A 19,296-nucleotide genomic window follows, 5' to 3' on the forward strand; every position below is an offset into this window, starting at 1 on the left:
TTATGAATTTCAACGCATTTCGCTTCGATGAAACGCCGTGTGTCAGGCGGCGAACTGGTCGCGCCGGTAGCCCTGCAGGTAAAGCAGCGCGGTGAGGTCGCCGTGATCGATGCGGATGCGCGCAGCGGCCGCCACCGCGGGTTTGGCGTGGAGCGCGACGCCAGTGCCGGCGATGTTGATCATGTCGAGATCGTTTGCTCCGTCGCCGACAGCGAGGGCGTCGGCCGGTGTGATGCCGCGCGCGGCCGATATGTCGCGCAATGCTGAGGCCTTGGCCTCGCGGCCCATGATCGGGTCGGCGACCTTGCCGGTCAGCTTGCCGTTTTCGACGATCAGCCGGTTGGCGCGGTTTTCCTGAAAGCCGAGGAGGGCCGCGATGCGGCTTGTGAACGCGTCGAAGCCACCCGAAACAAGTGCCGTCCACGCGCCGTCGCGGTTCATGGTCGCGACCAGTTCGCGCCCGCCGCTTGCCAACGTGATACGGGATTTAACCACCTGACCGATAACGGCTTCGTCGAGCCCGGCAAGCAGTGCGACGCGCTCGCGCAGCGCCGGCTCGAAGGCGATGTCGCCGTTCATCGCGCGGGCGGTGATCGCAGCGATATGCGATTTGAGACCGACAGCGTCGCCGAGTTCGTCGATGCACTCCTGGTCGATCATGGTGGAATCCATGTCGGCGATAAGCAGCTTCTTGCGGCGCCCGGTGCTGTCCTGAATGGCCGCGTCGACCGGCTTGTTCGCCAGAAGCGGTGCAAGCCTGGCCTGCGCATCGGCCGCCGTGGCGCCGTCCGGCAGTGCCAGGTCACAGGCGACATCGGCTGCGAGCCATTCTATATGCTTCGCTTCGAGCAGGCGGGCGGCTTCCTCTGCGAGCGAGAGCGAAACCGAGGCGGCTGCGGGATTGGAGATAAGCGTGGCGACAAGGGGCATCGGCCGGCCGGAAATCTGGGGATCGGAAGTATGCTGAAGAACGCGATCCTGATAGCGGGCCCGACCGCGAGCGGCAAGTCGGCGCTGGCCCTGCGGATCGCACGCGAAACCGGCGGGACGATCGTGAACGCCGATTCCATGCAGGTCTACTCGGTTCTTGACCGGCTGACGGCTAGACCTCTGGCTGCAGATATCGAAGCCCTACCGCACCGGCTTTACGGCCATGTCCACCCGGCGGAGGACTATTCGACGGGCCATTGGCTGCGCGATGTCGGCGGACTGATCGAGCGCGGTGAATTCTCCGGACGCAAGGCGGTTTTTTGCGGCGGCACGGGGCTTTATTTCAAGGCGCTGCTCGAAGGGCTTTCGCGCATGCCAGATGTGCCTGCCGCGATTCGCGAGGGCTGGCGGCAAAGGCTTGCGGGGGCAGGCCCGGAGAAACTCCACGAAGTTCTGGCGCGCGATGACCCTGGCGCGGCTGCGAAGCTGGCACCTGGCGACGGGCAGAGGATCGTGCGGGCACTCGAAGTCTTCGAAGCGTCGGGGCGTTCGATACTGGATTGGCAGCGCGACCGGGGTTCGCCGCTGGTCGATCCCTCGAGCGCAACGATGATCCTGATCGAACCGGACCGGGCCGAACTCGACCGCCGGATCGTGAAGCGCTTCACGGCTATGCTGGACGAAGGCGCGGCTGACGAAGTCCGCGCGCTCCTCGCACTCGGGCTCGATGCCGCGAAGCCGGCAATGAAGGCGATCGGCGTGCGCGAAATAGAGGCATTGCTGCGCGGCGAAGCGACGCCGGCCCAGGCAATCGAAAATGCGCGCATTGCCACGCGCCAGTATGCCAAGCGGCAAATGACATGGTTTCGCAATCAGACCGGTCCGGCCTGGCAGAAAATCAGCGATACCGGGCAGTGGTGAGGACGTCTGGACCCGGCAGACCTCACGTTGCGTGAATTTTGAAATTTCGCGCTGGAATTAACCTCACGTAAGGCGGGTCTGTGAGATAGGTAGCGCCGGGAATATTCTCGTGGGGATTCATGCGGTTTCACAAGTCGGAATCGGCATTCTTCGTCTTTATGGCCCTCATCCTCGGTGCGGGCCTTCTGACTGTTTATGCATACGGGATCATTCTCGACCCGAATGGCTATTTTGCCGTACCGCGCGGGTTTGAAGCGGCCTCCTTCATCGGACAGCTGATGTTCGCCTCCGGCGTATTGCTGGCGACGGCTTTGTTTTTCGGCATGTTCCTGATCTACCCGCTGATCCGAACCCAGGCCCGAGAAGGTTATGCGTTGCGCGAGATGACGGAATCGCTAAGCGCCCGCTCGGAAACACTGGAGCACGCAGCGCTCACCGATTCGCTGACGGGAATGCAGAACCGCCGCTACTTCGACGATGCGCTGCGCGAATATCTCGACGAGTTTCGCCGGGTGGACAAGCCGGTGGGCCTGATGATCCTCGACCTGGATCATTTCAAGCAGGTAAACGACACGCACGGGCACGATGTCGGCGACCGGGTGCTGAAGGAAGTTGCCAATTGCCTGCGCGACCTGACCCGGTTTCATGACGTTGTTGCGCGGCTGGGCGGCGAGGAGTTCGCGGTGGTTGCGCCGAACATGGCAGACGATGCCCTGATCAAGCTCGCAGAGCGCATCCGCAAGGCGGTAGCCGCGCTGACGCTGACGACATCCGGCAATGTCAGGCTCAAGGTCACGACCTCGATCGGCCTGGCTGTGTGGGACCGGAAGGAAACCGCGGACGACTTCTTCCGGCGGGCCGACAAGCAGCTCTACCAGGCGAAGCGGCAAGGCCGTAACCGGGTCTGCGCATAGCGAATTGAAATGCATCGCCGGGCTGCCGCCCTTTGCCTGATTCTTGTGAAATACGTACGGGATAGAGTTCGCGGCGCGTGCGAGCGTGCCGCCCAATCGTGTTTCAAATAGAAGCCAGTGCTGGCTTAGCGCAGCCTGTCGCGGGGCGGACCGTCATAGGCCCGGCGGCCATAGACGCTGTCGCGGCTGTACTCGGCTTCTTCGTCGTCGCGGCGGAAGCCTTCGTTCATGCGCCTGCGCAGCGAGGTGCCGGCACCGAAGGCATCGTCTTCCTCGGTCTGTTTCGGCAGATTGCGCATGCGGTCGACCAGCTCGCGCAGGTCTATTCTGCATTCCACCGGCTCGCCCAGCGTACCGGACTTCGCCGCCGATCCCGGGATCAGCGAGGCCGACAGCTTTTCGAACTTCAGGCGCATGGTTGTGGCGACGCCTTCGCCAAAAGCGATTGCCTCGCGCTGACCCATCGAAGACAGGAACGAAAGCGTTGAGGCGGAGGAATCCGCGATCGCCGAACGGATGATGTCCTGGTCGCGCTCGTTGGCAAGCCGCATGGCAAATACCGTGGAGCACTGGGACAGGATGGTCGAATCCAGCTCGCCCGGCCGCTGTGTCACCACGCCGAGATAGCAGCCATATTTGCGGCCTTCCTTGGCGATGCGAGACAATGCGTAGCGTGTAGGCGCGAAGCCCAGCCGGGTATCGGCCGGCATGTAGCGGTGCGCTTCCTCGCACAGAACCAGAAGCTTCAACCTGCCGTCGCTCCACAGAGCGACATCGAAGGCGAGGCGCGCGACCACGGAACAGACCGAATTCACCACTTCGGCAGGCATGCCCGCCATTTCCAGGCAGGTGATCGGCCGGCCGTTGTGCGGAATGCGGAAGATGTTGCCGATTGTTTCGTCGAATGTGTCTTCGTAGAGCCGCGAATTGAACATGAACTTGTAGCGCGGGTCGTTCATGGCCGATTCCAGCCGGTTGCGCAGCGCGCGATAGGCGGGGCGGTCGGTCTTGCTGTCGAGCAGGCCCATGCGATCCGAAATCAGGTGGATCAGATCCGTCATGCGATAAGGAACGGGGGTGTCGGCGGTGATGACGCCGGTTTCGGTGCTCCGTTTCAGCTGTACCTGCTGGCCGCCGCCGCGGAAAAGCTGTTTTGCCTGCGGAATAAGGGCGCGAAGCAGGTCGACTTCCTGCGGATCCGGTTCACGGCCGCGATAAAGGACCTCGATGAGCTCCTCCAGCCGGAAAAGCCAGAAAGGAAGGTCGAGCGTGCCGGAATCGATGCGGATCGACTGATCCGGAAACGTGGCGGCGAATTCGTTGTGCGGATCGAGAATGAGAACATGCAGGTCGGGGCGCGCGGCGATTGCCTTGCGCAGCAGCAGCGACACCGCGGTGGATTTGCCGACACCTGTCGTTCCGACAACGGCAAAGTGGCGGCTCAGCGTGTCGTCGATGGACACACAGGCGGAGATCGCGTCGTCCTGCGACAGCGTTCCGATCTGGATGCTGCGCTTGCTACCCAGATCGAAAATCGCCCGCAGATCGGCGGCGCGGATGCGATGAGCAGGTGCACCGATCTGCGGATAAACGGTGATGCCGCGATCAAAGACGGGGCGGCGGTCGATATCGCGGATTTCGCCGATCAGTTCGACATTGACCTGAACAGTGTTTTCGGACGCCTCGCTCCAGCCGTGTCCCGGGCGGTCGATCGAATAAACCAGACCGACGGTCCGTGTTTCGCCCAGATTTACCGAAATCATCTTGCCGACAGCCCACTGGCCGGTGGCTTCACCCTGCGTATCGGTGGCGAATGCGGTGATGGTGGCGCGCGCGCCGTCGCAATAGACGACGCGGCCCAGCAGCCGGTCTATCTGCCGCGCCGCCGTGCGCCGTTCCTGGCTCGTTGCCTCGGGGTCTACGGAACCCCCTTCAACATACATACCAACTGCCCCCTTTTCCGCCTGGCGAGTGATCGCACAAGAGAGTTAATTGTCGGTGTCGGAGGGTGGTTTAGGGGCTGTTAATCACCTCAGTTCGGCTTGCGAGCGCCGTTTTCGCCGACGCAACAACCGCGTTGACTTGCGTTGCGGTTCGAATCTATTGTCCGCGCAATGATGACGAAGACCATTCTCGTAGTAGGAAGGCGCATGGGCAAGGCGGTGTAACCGCCGGGCGAAAGCACCATGCGCAACGAACAGGCTCCCTCGGGGGCCTTTTTTATTGACCGCGCGCGGACTAAAGGACAGCTGCGCAAGACGACAGACGGGACAAGACGATGAGCAACGGCAAGGCAGACGGCGACGACAACCAGATGACTGGAGCGGAAATCGTCGTGCGCGCACTGCGCGACAACGGCGTGAAGCATATCTTCGGTTATCCGGGCGGCGCGGTTCTGCCGATCTATGACGAGCTCTTCCAGCAGGAAGAGGTTGAGCACATTCTGGTACGCCACGAGCAGGGGGCAGGGCACGCGGCCGAAGGTTATGCGCGCTCCACCGGCAAGACAGGCGTGATGCTGGTGACCTCGGGACCTGGCGCAACCAACGCGGTGACGCCGCTTCAGGATGCACTGATGGATTCGATTCCGCTTGTCTGCATCACCGGCCAGGTGCCGACCACGCTGATCGGCTCGGACGCGTTTCAGGAATGCGACACGGTCGGCATCACGCGGCCGTGCACCAAACACAACTGGCTGGTGAAGGACGTCAACGAGCTCGCGGCGACGATTCACGAGGCCTTTCACGTTGCTTCGACCGGGCGTCCCGGTCCTGTGGTCGTGGACATTCCAAAGGACATTCAGTTCGCGACCGGCACCTATGTTTCGCCGCAGACGGCGCCACGCACCAGCTATCAGCCGAAGATGCAGGGCGACCTGGAGCGCATCAAGGAGGCGGTGAAGCTGATGGCGGGCGCCAAGCGCCCGGTGCTGTACACCGGCGGCGGCGTCATCAATTCCGGCCCGGAAGCGTGCCACCTGTTGCGTGAACTCGTCGAGCTGACGGGCTTTCCGATCACCTCGACCCTGATGGGGCTCGGCGCCTATCCGGCCTCCGGCGACAACTGGCTCGGCATGCTGGGCATGCATGGCAGCTACGAAGCCAACCTCGCCATGCATGGCTGCGACGTGATGGTGTGCCTTGGTGCGCGGTTTGACGACCGGATCACCGGCCGGCTCGACGCGTTTTCGCCGAACTCGCGCAAGATCCATGTCGATATCGACCCGTCGTCGATCAACAAGAACGTGCGCGTCGACATTCCGATCATGGGCGATGTCGGCCATGTGCTGGAAGATATGGTGCGGTTGTGGCGCGCGACCGTGAAGGCCGACAAGAAGGCGATCGCGCCTTGGTGGAAAGAGATCGAGGGCTGGCGCGCCCGCGATTCCTTCGCTTACCGGCCTTCCGACGACGTGATCATGCCGCAATATGCGATCGAGCGGCTCTACGAACTGACCAAAGACCGCGATGTCTACATCACCACCGAGGTGGGGCAGCACCAGATGTGGGCGGCGCAGCATTTCGGCTTCGATGCGCCCAACCGCTGGATGACGTCCGGCGGCCTTGGCACGATGGGTTACGGTTTGCCGGCAGCACTCGGCGTGCAAATCGCGCATCCCGGTGCGCTGGTGGTCGACATAGCGGGTGACGCCTCCGTGCTGATGACGATCCAGGAGATGTCGGCGGCGGTGCAGCACAACGCGCCGATCAAGATTTTCATCCTGAACAACCAGTACATGGGCATGGTGCGGCAGTGGCAGCAGCTGCTTCACGGCAACCGGCTTTCGCATTCCTACACCGAGGCGCTGCCGGATTTCGTGAAGCTTGCAGAGGCTTATGGCGGCCACGGCATTCGCTGTGAAAAGCCGGGCGATCTGGACGACGCGATCAAGGAGATGATCGAGGTGAACAAGCCGGTGATCTTCGATTGCCGGGTGGCCAATCTCGCCAACTGCTTCCCGATGATCCCGTCCGGCAAGGCGCATAACGAGATGCTGCTGCCCGACGAGGCGACAGACGAAGCGGTTGCAACCGCTATCGACGCCAAGGGACGCGAGCTGGTCTAGTGAACGGACGGGATTTCAGCAGCTTGTCCGTGTTTTTCCAGAAAGTGATTCAACGATGAACGCCCAGCACCTTCAACCGACCGGCTCCGCCTATTTCATCGCCAAGGAGACCGAGTACCCGGAAAACCACACGCTATCGATCCTGGTCGACAACGAGCCCGGCGTGCTTGCGCGCGTGATCGGCCTGTTTTCCGGCCGCGGCTATAACATCGACAGCCTCACGGTTTCCGAAACCGAACACGAGAAGCATCTGTCGCGCATCACGATTGCGACGCGCGGCACGCCGCATGTGCTCGAGCAGATACGCCACCAACTCGAGCGCATCGTGCCGGTGCACCGGGTGATCGACCTGACGGTCGTTGCCAGGGAGCGGGGACAGGACAGGCCGCTTGAGCGCGAGCTGGCGCTGGTGAAGGTGCAGGGCAAGGGCGAAGACCGGGTGGAGGCGTTGCGGCTGGCCGACGCGTTTCGCGCCAGCGTGATCGACGCCAACACGGAGCACTTCATCTTCGAAATCACCGGCCGCGTCTCAAAAATCGAGCAGTTTATCTCGATCATGAAGCCGCTCGGGCTTGTCGAGGTGTGCCGCACAGGCGTTGCCGCCATGAACCGCGGCGCGGAAGGAATGTAGTACGGTCCCCGAGGCGACAGCGAAAGCCGGAGAGGGGCTTTGAACGAACGGCTGGCAGCCGAGCAGCTGCCTGCCGCCGCCGGACCGGTGCCCGACGAGCCGCGGCGGGACAAACCACCGCTCAGGCTGATGATCGTCACCGAAGACGAACCGTTCCACCTGGCGGAGACCTTTGAAAAACTTTTCGCAGTGTCTCCGCGCTGGCTCGACGTCGTCGGCGTGGCGGTGCTCGCGTTCGCTCCGGTGGGGATACGCGGCTCGCGGCTGACGCTGCTGCGGGCGCTGGGCACCAGGTACGGGATGAGCAATCTCCTACGGGCGGCTGCAGTCGTTGTCGGCAACCGGCTCCGGCCACGACGCAGGCTCGGAACCGTCTTGCGGCAGCGGGGCGTTGCAGCAAATGGTTTCCACCATCTCGACAGTGAGGCGTTTGCCGCGGAAATGACGCGACTTGATCCGGATGTGGTGGTCACGATCGCATTCAACCGCATCGTGCCGCCGGTTCTGCTCGAAAAAAGCCGCGCAGTCTGGATGAATGTGCATCTGGGGCTTTTGCCGCACAATCGCGGCCCGGCCCCGGTGTTCTGGGCACTGCATGACGGCGAGCGTGAAAGCGGCGTAACTGTTCACCTGATGACCGATGAGGTGGATGGTGGCGCGATCCTCGCGCAGCGCAAGCGGGCGATTGGCGAAAGGCGGCTCGCCGCCGAGCACCGGGCGCTGCGCCTTCTCTCCGTGGATGTGCTGGTTGACGCCCTGACAAGGCTGCGCAAGGGCGCAGCTCCATCGCACAATCCCGACCTGGCGGCGCGCTGGCGCGGAGTACCTGAAACCAGCCATATCGCCGCCTTTCTGGCGCGCGGTAACCGGTTCTTCTAGTTGGTCCAGCGACGGCCAGTAACCTGACCAGCCGCGTTGAGGCCTTGCCGGGCCCTCCTATTATGTCAATATTGCTGACCTAATAGGAGGCGCACATGTCCGCCGACATATTTCTAGCGCTTTTCACCTTTGCTTTCGTTTCATCGGTCACGCCGGGGCCGAACAACTTCATGCTGCTGGCGTCGGGCGTGAATTTCGGCTTTCGCCGAACGATCCCGCATATGCTGGGCATTGGCGCGGGTTTCGTTGCGCTTCTGTTTGCCGTCGGCCTCGGGCTGGGTGCATTGCTGACGGCCTATCCGGAGCTGAACCTCGCGCTCAAGATCGCGGGTGGCGGGTATCTTCTTTATCTTGCCTGGAGGATCGCCATGTCGCGCTCGATGGGTGCGGATAAAGACGCAAAGGCGCGGCCGATGACCTTTCTGGAAGCGACCGCGTTTCAATGGGTCAACCCGAAGGCCTGGGTGATGGCCGTGACGGCGATGGCGCTCTATTCGAGTGCGGACCGGCCTTTCGGCTCCGTTGTGCTCGTCGCGCTGGTATTCGGTATCGTCAATCTGCCCTGCGTTTCGAGCTGGACGGCCTTCGGCACCGCACTGCGCGGCTTCCTCTCAGATCCCGTGCGGCTGAAATGGTTCAATATCGCAATGGGGCTGCTGCTGGCGGCCTCGATCTGGCCGATGTTGCGGTGAGAACAGCCCGGTTTCTGGACCATGCGTCTCCATCTTGCCTGGCGGCCATGCCGGTCCTAGGGTCCGCGAATGGGCCATGATCACGAGCATGACAATCATCTCGACCCGATGGCAGCTCGCGTAAAAGCGCTCGAGACCATTCTTGTCGAAAAAGGGCTGGTCGAAGCGGCCGCGATAGACGCGATCATCGAGACCTATGAAAACAAGGTCGGGCCGCGAAACGGGGCCCGCGTTGTGGCCAAGGCCTGGTCGGATCCGGATTTCGCAGCGTGGCTGGCAAATGATGCCACTGCGGCAATTGCCTCGCTCGGTTTCACCGGCAGGCAGGGCGAGCATATGCGCGCCGTGTTCAACACGCCTGAGCAGCATCATCTTGTCGTATGCACTCTGTGCTCCTGCTATCCGTGGTCGGTGCTGGGCCTGCCGCCTGTATGGTACAAATCACCGCCCTATCGCAGCCGCGCGGTCATCGATCCGCGCGGCGTGCTCGCCGAGTTCGGGCTGGAACTTCCGGCCGACACCCAGATCCGGGTGTGGGATTCCACCGCCGAGCTCCGATATCTCGTCGTGCCGATGCGGCCGGCCGGAACCGGCCATTTGGAAGAGGAGGCGCTGGCGGACCTTGTGACGCGCGATTCCATGATCGGCACCGGGTTAGCCATAGCTGCTGGAGAGGCGGCATGAACGGCCCGCAGGATCTTGGTGGCCAGATGGGGTTCGGCCCGATTGCCCCGGAAGCGAACGAGCCTCTGTTCCATGCCGAATGGGAAAAGCGGGCCATGGGCATGACCGTCGCTGCCGGCACGATGGGACACTGGACGATCGATGAAAGCCGGTTCCAGCGCGAGAGCCTGGCGCCGGTCGACTATTACGCGTCGAGCTACTACGAGATCTGGATCAAGGCGCTGGAAGGGCTGCTTGCGCGGCATGGTTTTGTGGACGCCGAAGAGCTTATCGAAGGCAGGGCGGCCAATGCAGGCACCAAGCCGAAGCGGGTGTTGAAAGCAGGCGAAGTGGCCGGCGTGCTCGCGAAGGGGTTTGCCTGCGACCGGCCGGTTGAGGCGCAGCCGCGCTTTGCCGTGGGTGACAAGGTGCGGACCAGCAACCGGCACCCCGATACGCATACGCGCCTGCCGCGCTATGCGCGCGACAAGCCTGGTACGGTCGAAGCGGTTCATGGCGGTTATGTGTTTCCCGACGTCAACGCACATGGCGGAGGCGAGGCGCCGCAACATCTTTACACGGTGGTGTTCGACGGACGCACGCTGTGGGGCGAAGACTGCGAGGAGGGGCTCAGCGTTTCCGTCGATGCGTGGGAAAGCTATCTGGAGCCCGCGGCGTGATGAAGGACGAGAGCGTTTTCGAAGAACCCTGGCAGGCTCAGGCGTTCGCGCTCGCTCTGGCGCTACAGGACGCCGGCATCATTTCGCCGAAGGAATGGTCGGAAGCGCTGGGCGCGCGCCGGGATGCGGCGAATGCAGCGCCCGATGGCAGCGATTACTACGACAGTGTCGTCGCCACGCTTGAGGCATTGCTTGCTGTCCGCGGCATTGCAAGCAAAGCAGTGCTTGAAGAGCTGTCCCTTGCGTGGATACGCGCCGCGCACGCAACGCCGCATGGCAGCGCCATCGAACTCCGCAATGACCCGGCCTGGCCGGGCCGGAAATAGGCGGCCGAGGTGTTTTCCGTCGTCACGCCGCTGCGCGCGATGATAGCCGCGGCTGCCCTTGTGGCGCTGCTGTTCGTTGCCGGCTGGCTTACGCGGCAAGACCCCGACGAGCGGCCTTACCTGGACATTCTGGGCGGCGGGTTCGTTTTCAACTACCGGGTGGCCGACAATTTCTACGGCTTCACCGCGATTGTCCGGCGGCCGCTGGAATCCGGCTCAATCATAGAGGCGGAATTCGAAGACCCTGCCGGCGGCGACCCGATCATGGTGCGCGAACGCGTGAGCCCGATGACGGATCGCTACGCAATGCGCACGCCGGCACTGCACGGGATCGAGGCCAACAAGCCGTACAGAGTGACGATCCGCGTGCTCGACCGGCTGGAAACAAAGGAAATCTGGTCGGCGACACGAAGCTATTCGAGCCAGATCGGGCAGGAACGGACGCCGGAGAAGGCGTTGACGGTCGGGCCAGGCTACCATCTCAATCCTGAAAATCCGGACGGCAAATAGGCCGCCATCACACTTGCGGGTGGTGGCCGAATCCTGTCTCACAGGCTGATGGAAGTTTCACCTCAGCAGGATGCGGCGCTCAAGGCGGTTTCGCGGTGGCTCAAGGACGGCCAGCCGCAGATTTTCCGCCTGTTCGGTTATGCCGGAACGGGCAAGACGACGCTGGCGCGTTATTTCGCCGAACATGTCGATGGCAGCGTGCAGTTCGCCGCCTTCACCGGCAAGGCGGCGCAGGTGCTGCGCGCCAAAGGCGCGGTGAACGCGCGCACGATCCACTCGCTGATCTACCGACCGCGCGGCGAAGAACAGGTGGAAGACGAAACCACCGGCAAAAAGACCATGTCGCCGACCTTTTCGCTCAACCGGCAAAGTCCGATCGCGAAGGCAGCACTTGTGATCGTGGACGAGTGCTCGATGGTGGACGAGGCTCTGGGCCGCGATCTGCTCAGCTTCGGCACTCCGATACTGGTGCTTGGCGACCCGGCGCAGCTGCCGCCGATTTCGGGCGGCGGGTTCTTCACCGAGCACGAACCAGACCATCTTCTGACGGAAATTCACCGTCAGGCACGCGATAACCCGATCATCCGGCTCGCCATGGACGTGCGCGAAGGCCGTGAATTTATGCACGGCGACTATGGCACTGCGCAGGTGATCGGCCGCGACGCGGTGAACCAGGAACTGGTGCTGGAGGCCGATCAGGTGCTTGTCGGCACCAACAGGACCAGGCGCCGCTACAACCAGCGGCTGCGCACGCTGAAAGGCTTCGAGGCGATGTATCCGCAGGCCGGCGACAAGCTTGTCTGTCTGAGGAACGATCCCAACAAGGGGCTGCTCAACGGCTCGTTGTGGAAGGTGATGACATCGTCGAAAGAGACGGTGAAACCCGGCATCAATCTGCTGGTGTCGCCTGAAGAAGACGACCCCGACCGCGGCGTGGCGAAGATCAAGCTACTCAAGGCCGCTTTCGAAGACCCTGAGGCCGACATTCCCTGGCAGCTGAAAAAGCGCTTCGACGACTTCGACTATGGGTATGCACTGACCGTGCACAAGGCGCAGGGTTCGCAGTGGAACAATGTGGTGCTGTTCGACGAAAGCTACGCCTTTCGCGACACGCGCCAGCGCTGGCTTTACACGGCGATCACGCGCGCGGCGGAGCGACTGACGATCGTCCGCTAGAGTTGTTCGATCGCAATCAGCAGCGCAGTAGCATCGTCGCTGATCTTCATGCGCGGAAAAACCCGGCCTTCAGGATCTTCGTCAAGCTCGATGCTCCGCAGCTCCCTGCCGAGTTCTTCCACTCCGCGCTCGCGCGCAGCTGTAACGAGCCCGGCGGCGTCGTAGCGGCGGTAGGTGTCGACCAGTGCCGCAAATCCGTCGCTTGCAAGCAGCGCCGTAGCCGGCAGGGCAGGGGCGAGTGCCGCGCTCACAACATGATCCGCGGCGTCGGGTGCCGTGCCAAGCGTCCACAGAGGCCCGCCCTGTGTGTTGAAAATCGACCGGGCGGCGCGCAAAGTCTCTACGGTTTTGGCATCACGGTCAGCCACTGCCAGTCTGCTCAGGCCGCCGGCGCGCTCGATCATCGCCGCGGCGATTGCGTTTTCGGCACCGCGTGACGGCTGAGGGCTCACGGCCGTGGCATTGCCGGCAGCGTCAAGCACGAACAGCGTGCAGTCGCCTAGGCCGGACGTGACGAGGCGGCTATCTTCCACGCGCAGCATCTGAAAACCGGCCACGGGCAACTGCCAGCCCTTGGGCGGCTCGCTTGACATGCAATCCACGAAACGGCCGACGAGCGTATTGATGGCGCGCACGATTTCTGCGGTCGCGTGTCCGCGCTCCAGCATGCCGGTCATGTTGAGGGCCGCGAAAGCAGCGAGCCAGGCGGCGTCCGAGTTGTCGTCGCCGACCAGAATCCCCGGGCCAAGCCCAGTTGCGCCGTCGATGACAAAAGCCGCGCTGTCGGTCCAGCCGCTAGCGTCTTCGTTGGGACGCTGCGTGCTGCCGGGCAATGAGAGAGAATCGATGACGGTGATCTTCATGGCGGATGGGGGACCATGCAGCCATGTCGTAACTGTGACAATGCCTGAAACAGAACTAAGCGAGCCACTCCCAGGCTTCGTCTTCCGCGTCTAAGGCAAAGTGGCGCAGTTCGGCACCGAAGGGGCAGAATATCTCGGCGATGTGGCGCGTGGCGTCGTTCTCGCCGATCGCGGCGCAGCGGCCGATGTGTTCGCGCGCATGTTCCTGCGCCTGCCTGACCGTGTCGGGCGAGACCTCTCCCCAGTCCACGCCCTCATTGCCGACAACGCGGATCAGTAGATCGACGCGCTGCTGCGTGACATAGACCCCTTCGAGCAGGCCGTAGAGGTTTTCGATGTCGGCAGCGCTGACGTGACCCGCGACTTCCACCGCGAACAGGTCCGACCGTGCCGAATCGATCCTGCGTATGCTGGGCGGGTTGTTCATTGCGGTCACGGTTCGACTCCGTCGTCTCCTGGCCTTCAACACTGTGCGCCGATGGCACTTTGCATGCGCGGTGCAGCAACTATACAGGAGCTCAGACTTTTTTGGTTCGGAAACCGCCCATGCCTGCCTCGCTCTCCGTCAACCTGAACGCCGTCGCACTGCTGCGCAACCGGCGCGACTTGCCCTGGCCGAGCGTGACGGGCCTCGGCCGCATTGCACTCGCGGCCGGAGCATCGGGGCTAACGGTTCATCCGCGGCCCGACCAGCGGCATGTGCGTTTTACCGATTTGCCGGAATTGCGAGCGCTGATCGACGACGAATTTCCGCAGGCCGAGTTCAACATCGAAGGTTATCCGACCGGCGATTTCCTGGCCCTGGTGGAAGAAACCGAACCGGAGCAAGTCACGCTGGTTCCGGACGATCCAGAGCAGCCGACCTCGGATCATGGCTGGGATTTCGTTGCCAACCACGAGATGCTTGTCGCGATCGTGAAGCGGCTGAAGAAGGGCGGTTCGCGCGTGTCGCTGTTCTGCGACCCGGATGCCTCGGCGGCGCAGATCGCAGCCGCGGTTGCCACTGGTGCCGACCGGGTGGAGCTCTATACCGGCCCATATGGCGGTTGCCACGATGATTCCGCCAAAGCGGCTAGAGAACTGGAAAAGCTCGGCAAAACCGCCGATGCGGCGATCGCCGCCGGGCTTGGCGTGAATGCCGGTCACGATCTTACCGTCGCGAACCTGCCGGCGCTCTGCCGGCGTATCCCGCAGCTTTCGGAAGTCTCCATCGGCCACGGGCTGACGGCGGACGCGCTGGAGTACGGGATGGCCGGAACGGTCGGCCGGTTTTTGAAGGCGCTGGCCGGTTAGGGACCTTGGCGCGTCATCCTCGGGCTTGTCCCGAGGGTCTCATCTGGCGGCCGGTTGTTCGACGGCTTTGTGATTTCGACGCTGGTAGATCCTCGCCACAAGGGCGAGGATGACGGCCAGAAGTTAGGCCTTCTCTTCCCAGATTTTCACCAGCTCGATGACTGTCGCCACCGCCTTTTCCATGTCCTGGCGGCTCACCCATTCGAGCGGCGAGTGGAAGGCATGGCCGCCGGCGAAGATGTTGGGGCAGGGCAGCCCCATATGCGAAAGGCGCGAGCCATCCGTGCCGCCGCGAATACTGCTCATCACCGGCTCCATGCCCGCACGGCGCACCGCCTCCACCGCGTAATCAACGGTTTCGGGGTGGCGGTCGAGCACCACCTTCATGTTGCGGTACTGTTCGGTGACCTTGAAGCTGTAGGACGAGCCCGGAAAGTCCTTCATGACATCGCGGGCGATGCCTTCCAGCATCTCTTCTTTCTCGGTCAGGCCGGCATCGACGAAGTCGCGAATGATGAAGCTGAGCTCTGATTTTTCCAGTACGCCGGAGAGGTCGGTCGGGTGGATGAAGCCCTCTTTGCCCGAGGTCGCTTCCGGGCCGCCGTCTTTCGGCAGGCGGGCGACGATGGCGGCGGCGATCTTGATCGCGTTTTCCATCTTGCCGGTGGCGTAGCCGGGGTGGATGGCGACGCCGGTGATTGCGATGTCGACGCGGTCGGCCGAGAAGGTCTCGGCCTCGATTTCACCCGCCGTGCTGCCATCCAGCGTGTAGGCGAAATCAGCGCCGAGCTTCTTCAGGTCGACCTTGTCGACGCCGCGTCCGATCTCTTCGTCGGTGGTGAACAGCAGCTTCACCGTGCCATGCCTGATGTCCGGGTTCTCCATCAGCAATTGAGCAGCGGCGATGATCTCGGCGATGCCTGCCTTGTCGTCCGCCCCGAGCAGCGTCGTGCCGTCGGAGGTGATGATGTCGTTGCCGATCTGGTTGTTGAGTTCCGGGTTTTCGGCAACGCGGATGACCTGCTTCGGATTGCCCTTCAGCTGGATGTCGCCGCCGGCATAGTTCTCAACCACCTGCGGTTTGACGCCTTTGCCCGAGAAATCCGGTGCGGTGTCCATGTGCGAACAGAAACAGATGACCGGAACGGCCTTGTCGGTGTTGGAAGGCACCGTGGCGTAGACATTGCCGTGTTCGTCCAGATGCGCGTCGGCGAGGCCGATCGCGAGAAGGTCCTGCACCAGAAGGCGGCCGAGGTCCTTCTGCTTCTCGGTCGATGGCTGGCTGGGAGACTTCGGATCCGACTGTGTGTCGATTGTGACGTAACGCAGAAAGCGCTCGGCGGCTGTGCTGTTCATCAGGGGCTGTCCGTTGAAGGGCGGGAAGCACTTCTTATCGCCATCATGTGCCTTGCGGCAAATTGGATTACTCGCGGATGCCGGGATTGTGCATCGTTGCCGCGGATGGCACTCAGAAACGATGGACAAGCAGCGGGACATCGCGATCATCGGCGCCGGGCCGGCGGGGCTGGCTGCCGCTCTTTTTCTCGCACGCGCCGGCTTCAGCCCGACGATCTATGAGCGTTTCGATGAACCGAAGCCTGTCGGGTCGGGGCTGATCCTGCAGCCGACAGGTTTGGCCGCGCTCGATGCGCTGGGTCTTTTGCCGGCGATCCTTGAGCGCGGAAACCGCATCGAGCGGCTTTACGGTACCGACGCCGGAAGCAAGCGTGTGGTGCTCGATGTCGGGTATGACGGCTACGGAAACGGCCGCTTCGGCCTTGGCGTTCACCGCGCAGCCCTTTTCGGTGTGCTGCATGAGGCGGTGAAGGCGGCTGGCATTCCAGTTGTCACCAGTGCGGAAATCACCGCGCTGCGGTACATCGACGACAGGGTCGAGCTCCTGGCTTCCGACGGGCAGCCATTGGCCGCCGCTGGGCTCGCCGTTGACGCCAGCGGCGCGCGCTCGGTTCTCAAACCCCAGGCTTCGCGCGGAAACGAAGTGAAACCGCTCGCCTATGGTGCGCTCTGGGCTTCGCTCGAGTGGCGGGGCGACGGGTTTTTCACCAACGCGCTGCAACAGCGATACGAACGCGCAAGCGTAATGATCGGCGTGCTGCCGATCGGCAGCATAACGCCCGGCGCGGAGCGACTTGCTGCATTCTTCTGGAGTGTGCGGCTGGCCGATGCCGAGCAGCTCTACGCCGACGGGCTCGAAGCCTGGAAGGCGCGGGTGGCCGGCTATTGGCCTGAATGCCAGCCCTATCTCGACCAGATTTCCGATTTCGACCAGCTGGCCCTGGCGCGATACGGCCACCATACGCTGCGCCCGCCGGTGGCGGAGCGGCTGGCGGTGATCGGCGACGCCGCGCATTCCACCAGCCCGCAGCTCGGACAAGGTGCGAACATGGCGCTGCTCGACGCCGCCGCGCTTGCCGCAGCATTGACTGCGCATGATGATGTCGGCGCCGCGCTCGCGGCATACTCGCGGGCGCGGCGCGGGCATGTAGCGTTGTTCCAGCTGCTCTCATACGCGCTGACGCCTTTCTACCAGTCGGATTCCCGGCTGATCCCCTATCTGCGCGACACGCTGGTGGCGACAGTGGCGAAAGTGCCGCCAATGCCGGCGCTGCTTGCCGCGATGGTGTCGGGCACGCTGTTCGACCCCTTTCGCGGCGCGGGGCTCACAGAGCCGGACTGGCGGTCGCTGGCTCCCGCATCAGCGACGTAATGTGCGAGCGGCGGCGAAGAAGGAAGTCGCGCAACAGGTCCGGGTAGTCGGCAACAACTGCATCGCGAACCGAAGGGCGTGCGGCGAGTGCGGAGCGCCAGGCGTTGACGAGTGGCTTGCCGCGCAGAATGCCGAAATCGCCGATCGGGTCGAAGACGTCGAAATATCGGAAGATCGGCCCGAACACGGTGTCGACCAGTGAGAAGTCTTCGCCCGCGAACCATGGCCCGCTCTGGTGAGCGGCCAGTTCGCTTTCGATGCGGTCGAACATGTCCGCAAGCTTGTTTGCCGCTGCGGTGAAGGCTTCGGCGTCAGGCGCGTTGTAGAGCCGGGCGATGCCGTTCAGGGTTTCGGAGCCGAACTCGATCCATGCGCGATGCCGCGCGCGGCTGACGGCGTCGGCCAGGTGCAGCGGGTGGGGACGCGTGTCTTCCAGATATTCCAGGATTGCGGCGGATTCGAATATCGGCGTGCGCTCGCCGTCCGCTTCGACGACCAGCACCGGCACTTTGCCGAGCGGTGAAATATCGGCGAACCAATCAGGTTTGTCCGACAAATCGATCCAGCGGCGTTCGAACGGCACGGATTTTTCGGTGAGTGAGATCGCGGCGCGCTGCACATAGGGGCAGAGCTTGTGGCTGACGAGGGTGAGTTCGCTCATGCTTGTTCTCCGTTAGATGCGATTGCATCGATATAGATGCACCTGCATGGAGATGCAAGATTGATGCAACTGCATTGAAATGCTATGCCAGCGGAATGAAGGACGATTCCGGCGCGGGAGGGATGCCCGCCAACCAGACCATACGCGCCTGGGTGCAGTTGCAGCGCGTTTCACGGCAGATGCTGGAGCGTGTCGAAGGTGCGCTCAAGGATGCTGGCTTGCCGCCGCTCGTCTGGTACGACGTTCTGCATGAACTCGTTGGCGCCGGGGAGGCCGGCTTGCGGCCCGGGCAGCTCATGGAGTCGATGCTTCTGGCGCAATACAATCTTTCGCGGCTGCTCGACCGCATGGAAAAGGACGGGCTGATCGCGCGCAGCGCAGTCGAAGGTGACGGGCGCGCGCAGATGATCACCGCGACTGCCGAGGGACGGCTCATCAGACGCGCGATGTGGGCGGTCTATGGCCGGCAGATCAGCGAACTCGTCGGCAGCCGGCTCAACGAACGCGAGACGAAGACCCTTTCCGGGTTGCTGCTCAAGCTTAGGCCGTCCGACGGCTGAACCTCGGGCACGGCGCGCCAGGAGTTCGGGCTCCGGCACAGCCTATGTTCCATAGCCTCGCGGCCCGCTTTTGAGCCGTGCCCCTTGAAAGGCATCGCGTCTCATGCGAATGGAGTACCGAACGGTACGGTACGCATAGAGAGCAAGCCGGTGGATCAGGCAGTTATCGCGGACGAGGAATTCACGCCCCGCCAGCAGGCGGTGCTGGACTGCGCGCTGCAGCTGCTCGTCGGCGGCGGCGAGAAGGGGCTGACAACGGCCGGGCTCGCACGGGCGGCAAACTGCTCCAAGGAAAGCATCTACAAATGGTTCGGCGACCGTGACGGGCTGCTCGCGGCGATGATCGCGCATCAGGCAAGCAAGGTGCGCGCCGGTGCCGATAATGCACATGCTATGGATGGCGGCCAGTTCCGCAGCTATCTCATCGATTTCGCGCATGATCTGCTGGACGTTCTGGCGGGCGACGTGTCGCTGGCGCTGAACCGGCTGGCGATCGGGCAGGCGAGCCATTCGGACAGCCGTCTGGGGCGGCTCATGGTGGAACGCGGCCGGCGCCGCATCGAGGCGCGCGCCATGGCACTTCTGGAGGCCGGCAAACGGCGCGGGCACATTCGCTATGAGGATCGTGAAGCGGTCTACCACACTTTCTACGGGCTGATAGTGCGCGATCTGCATGTACGCATGTTGCTCGGCGAGGCCGGTGCACGCCGGCCCGACCAGTTTGCCGCTATGGCCGAGGAGGCCGTCGGCCAGTTTTTCGTACTTTTCGGAACCGAGACGCCGGCGGATTGAAGCCGGCAATC

At 63.1% G+C, this 19,296-nt stretch carries 21 protein-coding genes; 15 read left to right on the forward strand and 6 right to left on the reverse strand.

Going from position 1 to position 19,296, the window contains the following annotated elements:
* Window positions 1-42: 42 nt before the first annotated feature.
* Window positions 43-930 carry a phosphoserine phosphatase SerB gene (gene serB, locus EP165_RS12300; RefSeq protein ID WP_127522965.1) on the reverse strand — a complete coding sequence of 296 codons (888 nt, stop codon included), beginning with the start codon at window positions 928-930 and terminating at the stop codon, window positions 43-45.
* A 30-nt stretch (window positions 931-960) separates the two neighbouring features.
* Here serB and miaA point away from each other — a divergent pair, with 30 nt between their 5' ends.
* Window positions 961-1,851 (forward strand): tRNA (adenosine(37)-N6)-dimethylallyltransferase MiaA, encoded by an 891-nt coding sequence (gene miaA / locus EP165_RS12305; RefSeq protein ID WP_127522968.1) that lies wholly within the window; start codon window positions 961-963, stop codon window positions 1,849-1,851.
* 119 nt (window positions 1,852-1,970) lie between these two features.
* Window positions 1,971-2,765, forward strand: a complete 795-nt coding sequence (locus EP165_RS12310) for a GGDEF domain-containing protein (RefSeq protein ID WP_127522971.1) — start codon at window positions 1,971-1,973, stop codon at window positions 2,763-2,765.
* Window positions 2,766-2,890: 125 nt separating this feature from the next.
* On the opposite strand, the gene EP165_RS12315 is transcribed toward EP165_RS12310, so the two are convergent.
* Complete coding sequence (locus EP165_RS12315; protein WP_127522974.1) at window positions 2,891-4,708, reverse strand: ATP-binding protein; 1,818 nt, start codon at window positions 4,706-4,708, stop codon at window positions 2,891-2,893.
* A gap of 335 nt (window positions 4,709-5,043) precedes the next feature.
* Here EP165_RS12315 and EP165_RS12320 point away from each other — a divergent pair, with 335 nt between their 5' ends.
* The 9 genes from EP165_RS12320 (at window position 5,044) to EP165_RS12360 (ending at window position 12,388) form a co-directional block, all read left to right on the forward strand.
* The gene (locus EP165_RS12320; protein WP_127522977.1) at window positions 5,044-6,831 is read left to right on the forward strand and encodes an acetolactate synthase 3 large subunit; all 1,788 of its coding nucleotides are present in this window, start codon (window positions 5,044-5,046) and stop codon (window positions 6,829-6,831) included.
* Window positions 6,832-6,886: 55 nt separating this feature from the next.
* Window positions 6,887-7,462 (forward strand): acetolactate synthase small subunit, encoded by a 576-nt coding sequence (ilvN, locus tag EP165_RS12325; RefSeq protein ID WP_127522980.1) that lies wholly within the window; start codon window positions 6,887-6,889, stop codon window positions 7,460-7,462.
* Between the two features lie 39 nt (window positions 7,463-7,501).
* Window positions 7,502-8,341 carry a formyltransferase family protein gene (locus EP165_RS12330; protein ID WP_127522983.1) on the forward strand — a complete coding sequence of 280 codons (840 nt, stop codon included), beginning with the start codon at window positions 7,502-7,504 and terminating at the stop codon, window positions 8,339-8,341.
* A 95-nt stretch (window positions 8,342-8,436) separates the two neighbouring features.
* Window positions 8,437-9,033 carry a LysE family translocator gene (locus EP165_RS12335; protein WP_127522986.1) on the forward strand — a complete coding sequence of 199 codons (597 nt, stop codon included), beginning with the start codon at window positions 8,437-8,439 and terminating at the stop codon, window positions 9,031-9,033.
* A 69-nt stretch (window positions 9,034-9,102) separates the two neighbouring features.
* Window positions 9,103-9,717 carry a nitrile hydratase subunit alpha gene (gene nthA, locus EP165_RS12340; protein WP_127522989.1) on the forward strand — a complete coding sequence of 205 codons (615 nt, stop codon included), beginning with the start codon at window positions 9,103-9,105 and terminating at the stop codon, window positions 9,715-9,717.
* Window positions 9,714-10,376 (forward strand): nitrile hydratase subunit beta, encoded by a 663-nt coding sequence (gene nthB, locus EP165_RS12345; RefSeq protein WP_127522992.1) that lies wholly within the window; start codon window positions 9,714-9,716, stop codon window positions 10,374-10,376. The genes nthA and nthB overlap by 4 nt, the downstream gene beginning before the upstream one ends.
* Window positions 10,376-10,702, forward strand: coding sequence for a nitrile hydratase accessory protein (locus tag EP165_RS12350; RefSeq protein ID WP_127522995.1), 327 nt, complete (start codon window positions 10,376-10,378; stop codon window positions 10,700-10,702). The genes nthB and EP165_RS12350 overlap by 1 nt, the downstream gene beginning before the upstream one ends.
* A 9-nt stretch (window positions 10,703-10,711) precedes the next feature.
* Window positions 10,712-11,212, forward strand: coding sequence for a hypothetical protein (locus EP165_RS12355; RefSeq protein ID WP_245440123.1), 501 nt, complete (start codon window positions 10,712-10,714; stop codon window positions 11,210-11,212).
* A gap of 48 nt (window positions 11,213-11,260) precedes the next feature.
* On the forward strand, window positions 11,261-12,388 hold the full coding sequence (locus EP165_RS12360; RefSeq protein ID WP_127522997.1) for an ATP-dependent DNA helicase: 1,128 nt from the start codon (window positions 11,261-11,263) through the stop codon (window positions 12,386-12,388).
* Here the strand turns inward: EP165_RS12360 and EP165_RS12365 are convergent.
* Window positions 12,385-13,251, reverse strand: coding sequence for a hypothetical protein (locus EP165_RS12365; RefSeq protein WP_127522999.1), 867 nt, complete (start codon window positions 13,249-13,251; stop codon window positions 12,385-12,387). The two genes, EP165_RS12360 and EP165_RS12365, sit on opposite strands and share 4 nt — an antisense overlap.
* A gap of 55 nt (window positions 13,252-13,306) precedes the next feature.
* Window positions 13,307-13,678 carry a SpoIIAA family protein gene (locus EP165_RS12370; protein WP_348629563.1) on the reverse strand — a complete coding sequence of 124 codons (372 nt, stop codon included), beginning with the start codon at window positions 13,676-13,678 and terminating at the stop codon, window positions 13,307-13,309.
* 119 nt (window positions 13,679-13,797) lie between these two features.
* On the opposite strand from EP165_RS12370, the gene EP165_RS12375 reads away from it, so the two are divergent.
* Window positions 13,798-14,544: a pyridoxine 5'-phosphate synthase gene (locus EP165_RS12375; protein WP_127523003.1), complete on the forward strand. Its 747-nt coding sequence runs from the start codon at window positions 13,798-13,800 to the stop codon at window positions 14,542-14,544.
* Window positions 14,545-14,667: 123 nt separating this feature from the next.
* Here EP165_RS12375 and pepT read toward each other — a convergent pair whose 3' ends face one another.
* Window positions 14,668-15,900 (reverse strand): peptidase T, encoded by a 1,233-nt coding sequence (gene pepT, locus EP165_RS12380; protein ID WP_127523005.1) that lies wholly within the window; start codon window positions 15,898-15,900, stop codon window positions 14,668-14,670.
* Window positions 15,901-16,021: 121 nt separating this feature from the next.
* On the opposite strand from pepT, the gene EP165_RS12385 reads away from it, so the two are divergent.
* On the forward strand, window positions 16,022-17,272 hold the full coding sequence (locus tag EP165_RS12385) for an FAD-dependent oxidoreductase (protein ID WP_127523007.1): 1,251 nt from the start codon (window positions 16,022-16,024) through the stop codon (window positions 17,270-17,272).
* Here EP165_RS12385 and EP165_RS12390 read toward each other — a convergent pair.
* Window positions 17,226-17,933: a glutathione S-transferase family protein gene (locus tag EP165_RS12390; RefSeq protein ID WP_127523010.1), complete on the reverse strand. Its 708-nt coding sequence runs from the start codon at window positions 17,931-17,933 to the stop codon at window positions 17,226-17,228. The two genes, EP165_RS12385 and EP165_RS12390, sit on opposite strands and share 47 nt — an antisense overlap.
* 95 nt (window positions 17,934-18,028) lie before the next feature.
* On the opposite strand from EP165_RS12390, the gene EP165_RS12395 reads away from it, so the two are divergent.
* Both EP165_RS12395 and EP165_RS12400 read left to right on the forward strand, forming a co-directional pair.
* A complete protein-coding gene (locus EP165_RS12395) occupies window positions 18,029-18,493 on the forward strand; it encodes a MarR family winged helix-turn-helix transcriptional regulator (protein WP_245440124.1) in 465 nt (154 codons plus the stop codon).
* A 150-nt stretch (window positions 18,494-18,643) separates the two neighbouring features.
* Window positions 18,644-19,285: a TetR/AcrR family transcriptional regulator gene (locus EP165_RS12400; protein WP_127523012.1), complete on the forward strand. Its 642-nt coding sequence runs from the start codon at window positions 18,644-18,646 to the stop codon at window positions 19,283-19,285.
* Window positions 19,286-19,296 lie beyond the last annotated feature (11 nt).

It is taken from the genome of Mesorhizobium sp. Z1-4, assembly GCF_004000235.1.
GTDB lineage: Bacteria > Pseudomonadota > Alphaproteobacteria > Rhizobiales > Rhizobiaceae > RCIO01.

Excerpts from the sequence above, each read along its gene's own strand:
- nthA (WP_127522989.1), top strand. The coding sequence starts at position 9,103 with ATGGGCCATGATCACGAGCATGACAATCATCTCGACCCGATGGCAGCT.
- EP165_RS12320 (WP_127522977.1), top strand. The coding sequence starts at position 5,044 with ATGAGCAACGGCAAGGCAGACGGCGACGACAACCAGATGACTGGAGCG.
- EP165_RS12350 (WP_127522995.1), top strand. The coding sequence starts at position 10,376 with ATGAAGGACGAGAGCGTTTTCGAAGAACCCTGGCAGGCTCAGGCGTTC.
- miaA (WP_127522968.1), top strand. The coding sequence starts at position 961 with ATGCTGAAGAACGCGATCCTGATAGCGGGCCCGACCGCGAGCGGCAAG.
- EP165_RS12315 (WP_127522974.1), bottom strand. The coding sequence starts at position 4,708 with ATGTATGTTGAAGGGGGTTCCGTAGACCCCGAGGCAACGAGCCAGGAA.
- EP165_RS12375 (WP_127523003.1), top strand. The coding sequence starts at position 13,798 with ATGCCTGCCTCGCTCTCCGTCAACCTGAACGCCGTCGCACTGCTGCGC.
- ilvN (WP_127522980.1), top strand. The coding sequence starts at position 6,887 with ATGAACGCCCAGCACCTTCAACCGACCGGCTCCGCCTATTTCATCGCC.
- EP165_RS12370 (WP_348629563.1), bottom strand. The coding sequence starts at position 13,678 with ATGAACAACCCGCCCAGCATACGCAGGATCGATTCGGCACGGTCGGAC.
- serB (WP_127522965.1), bottom strand. The coding sequence starts at position 930 with ATGCCCCTTGTCGCCACGCTTATCTCCAATCCCGCAGCCGCCTCGGTT.
- EP165_RS12335 (WP_127522986.1), top strand. The coding sequence starts at position 8,437 with ATGTCCGCCGACATATTTCTAGCGCTTTTCACCTTTGCTTTCGTTTCA.
- nthB (WP_127522992.1), top strand. The coding sequence starts at position 9,714 with ATGAACGGCCCGCAGGATCTTGGTGGCCAGATGGGGTTCGGCCCGATT.
- EP165_RS12395 (WP_245440124.1), top strand. The coding sequence starts at position 18,029 with ATGAAGGACGATTCCGGCGCGGGAGGGATGCCCGCCAACCAGACCATA.
- pepT (WP_127523005.1), bottom strand. The coding sequence starts at position 15,900 with ATGAACAGCACAGCCGCCGAGCGCTTTCTGCGTTACGTCACAATCGAC.
- EP165_RS12310 (WP_127522971.1), top strand. The coding sequence starts at position 1,971 with ATGCGGTTTCACAAGTCGGAATCGGCATTCTTCGTCTTTATGGCCCTC.
- EP165_RS12365 (WP_127522999.1), bottom strand. The coding sequence starts at position 13,251 with ATGAAGATCACCGTCATCGATTCTCTCTCATTGCCCGGCAGCACGCAG.
- EP165_RS12390 (WP_127523010.1), bottom strand. The coding sequence starts at position 17,933 with ATGAGCGAACTCACCCTCGTCAGCCACAAGCTCTGCCCCTATGTGCAG.
- EP165_RS12385 (WP_127523007.1), top strand. The coding sequence starts at position 16,022 with ATGGACAAGCAGCGGGACATCGCGATCATCGGCGCCGGGCCGGCGGGG.
- EP165_RS12360 (WP_127522997.1), top strand. The coding sequence starts at position 11,261 with ATGGAAGTTTCACCTCAGCAGGATGCGGCGCTCAAGGCGGTTTCGCGG.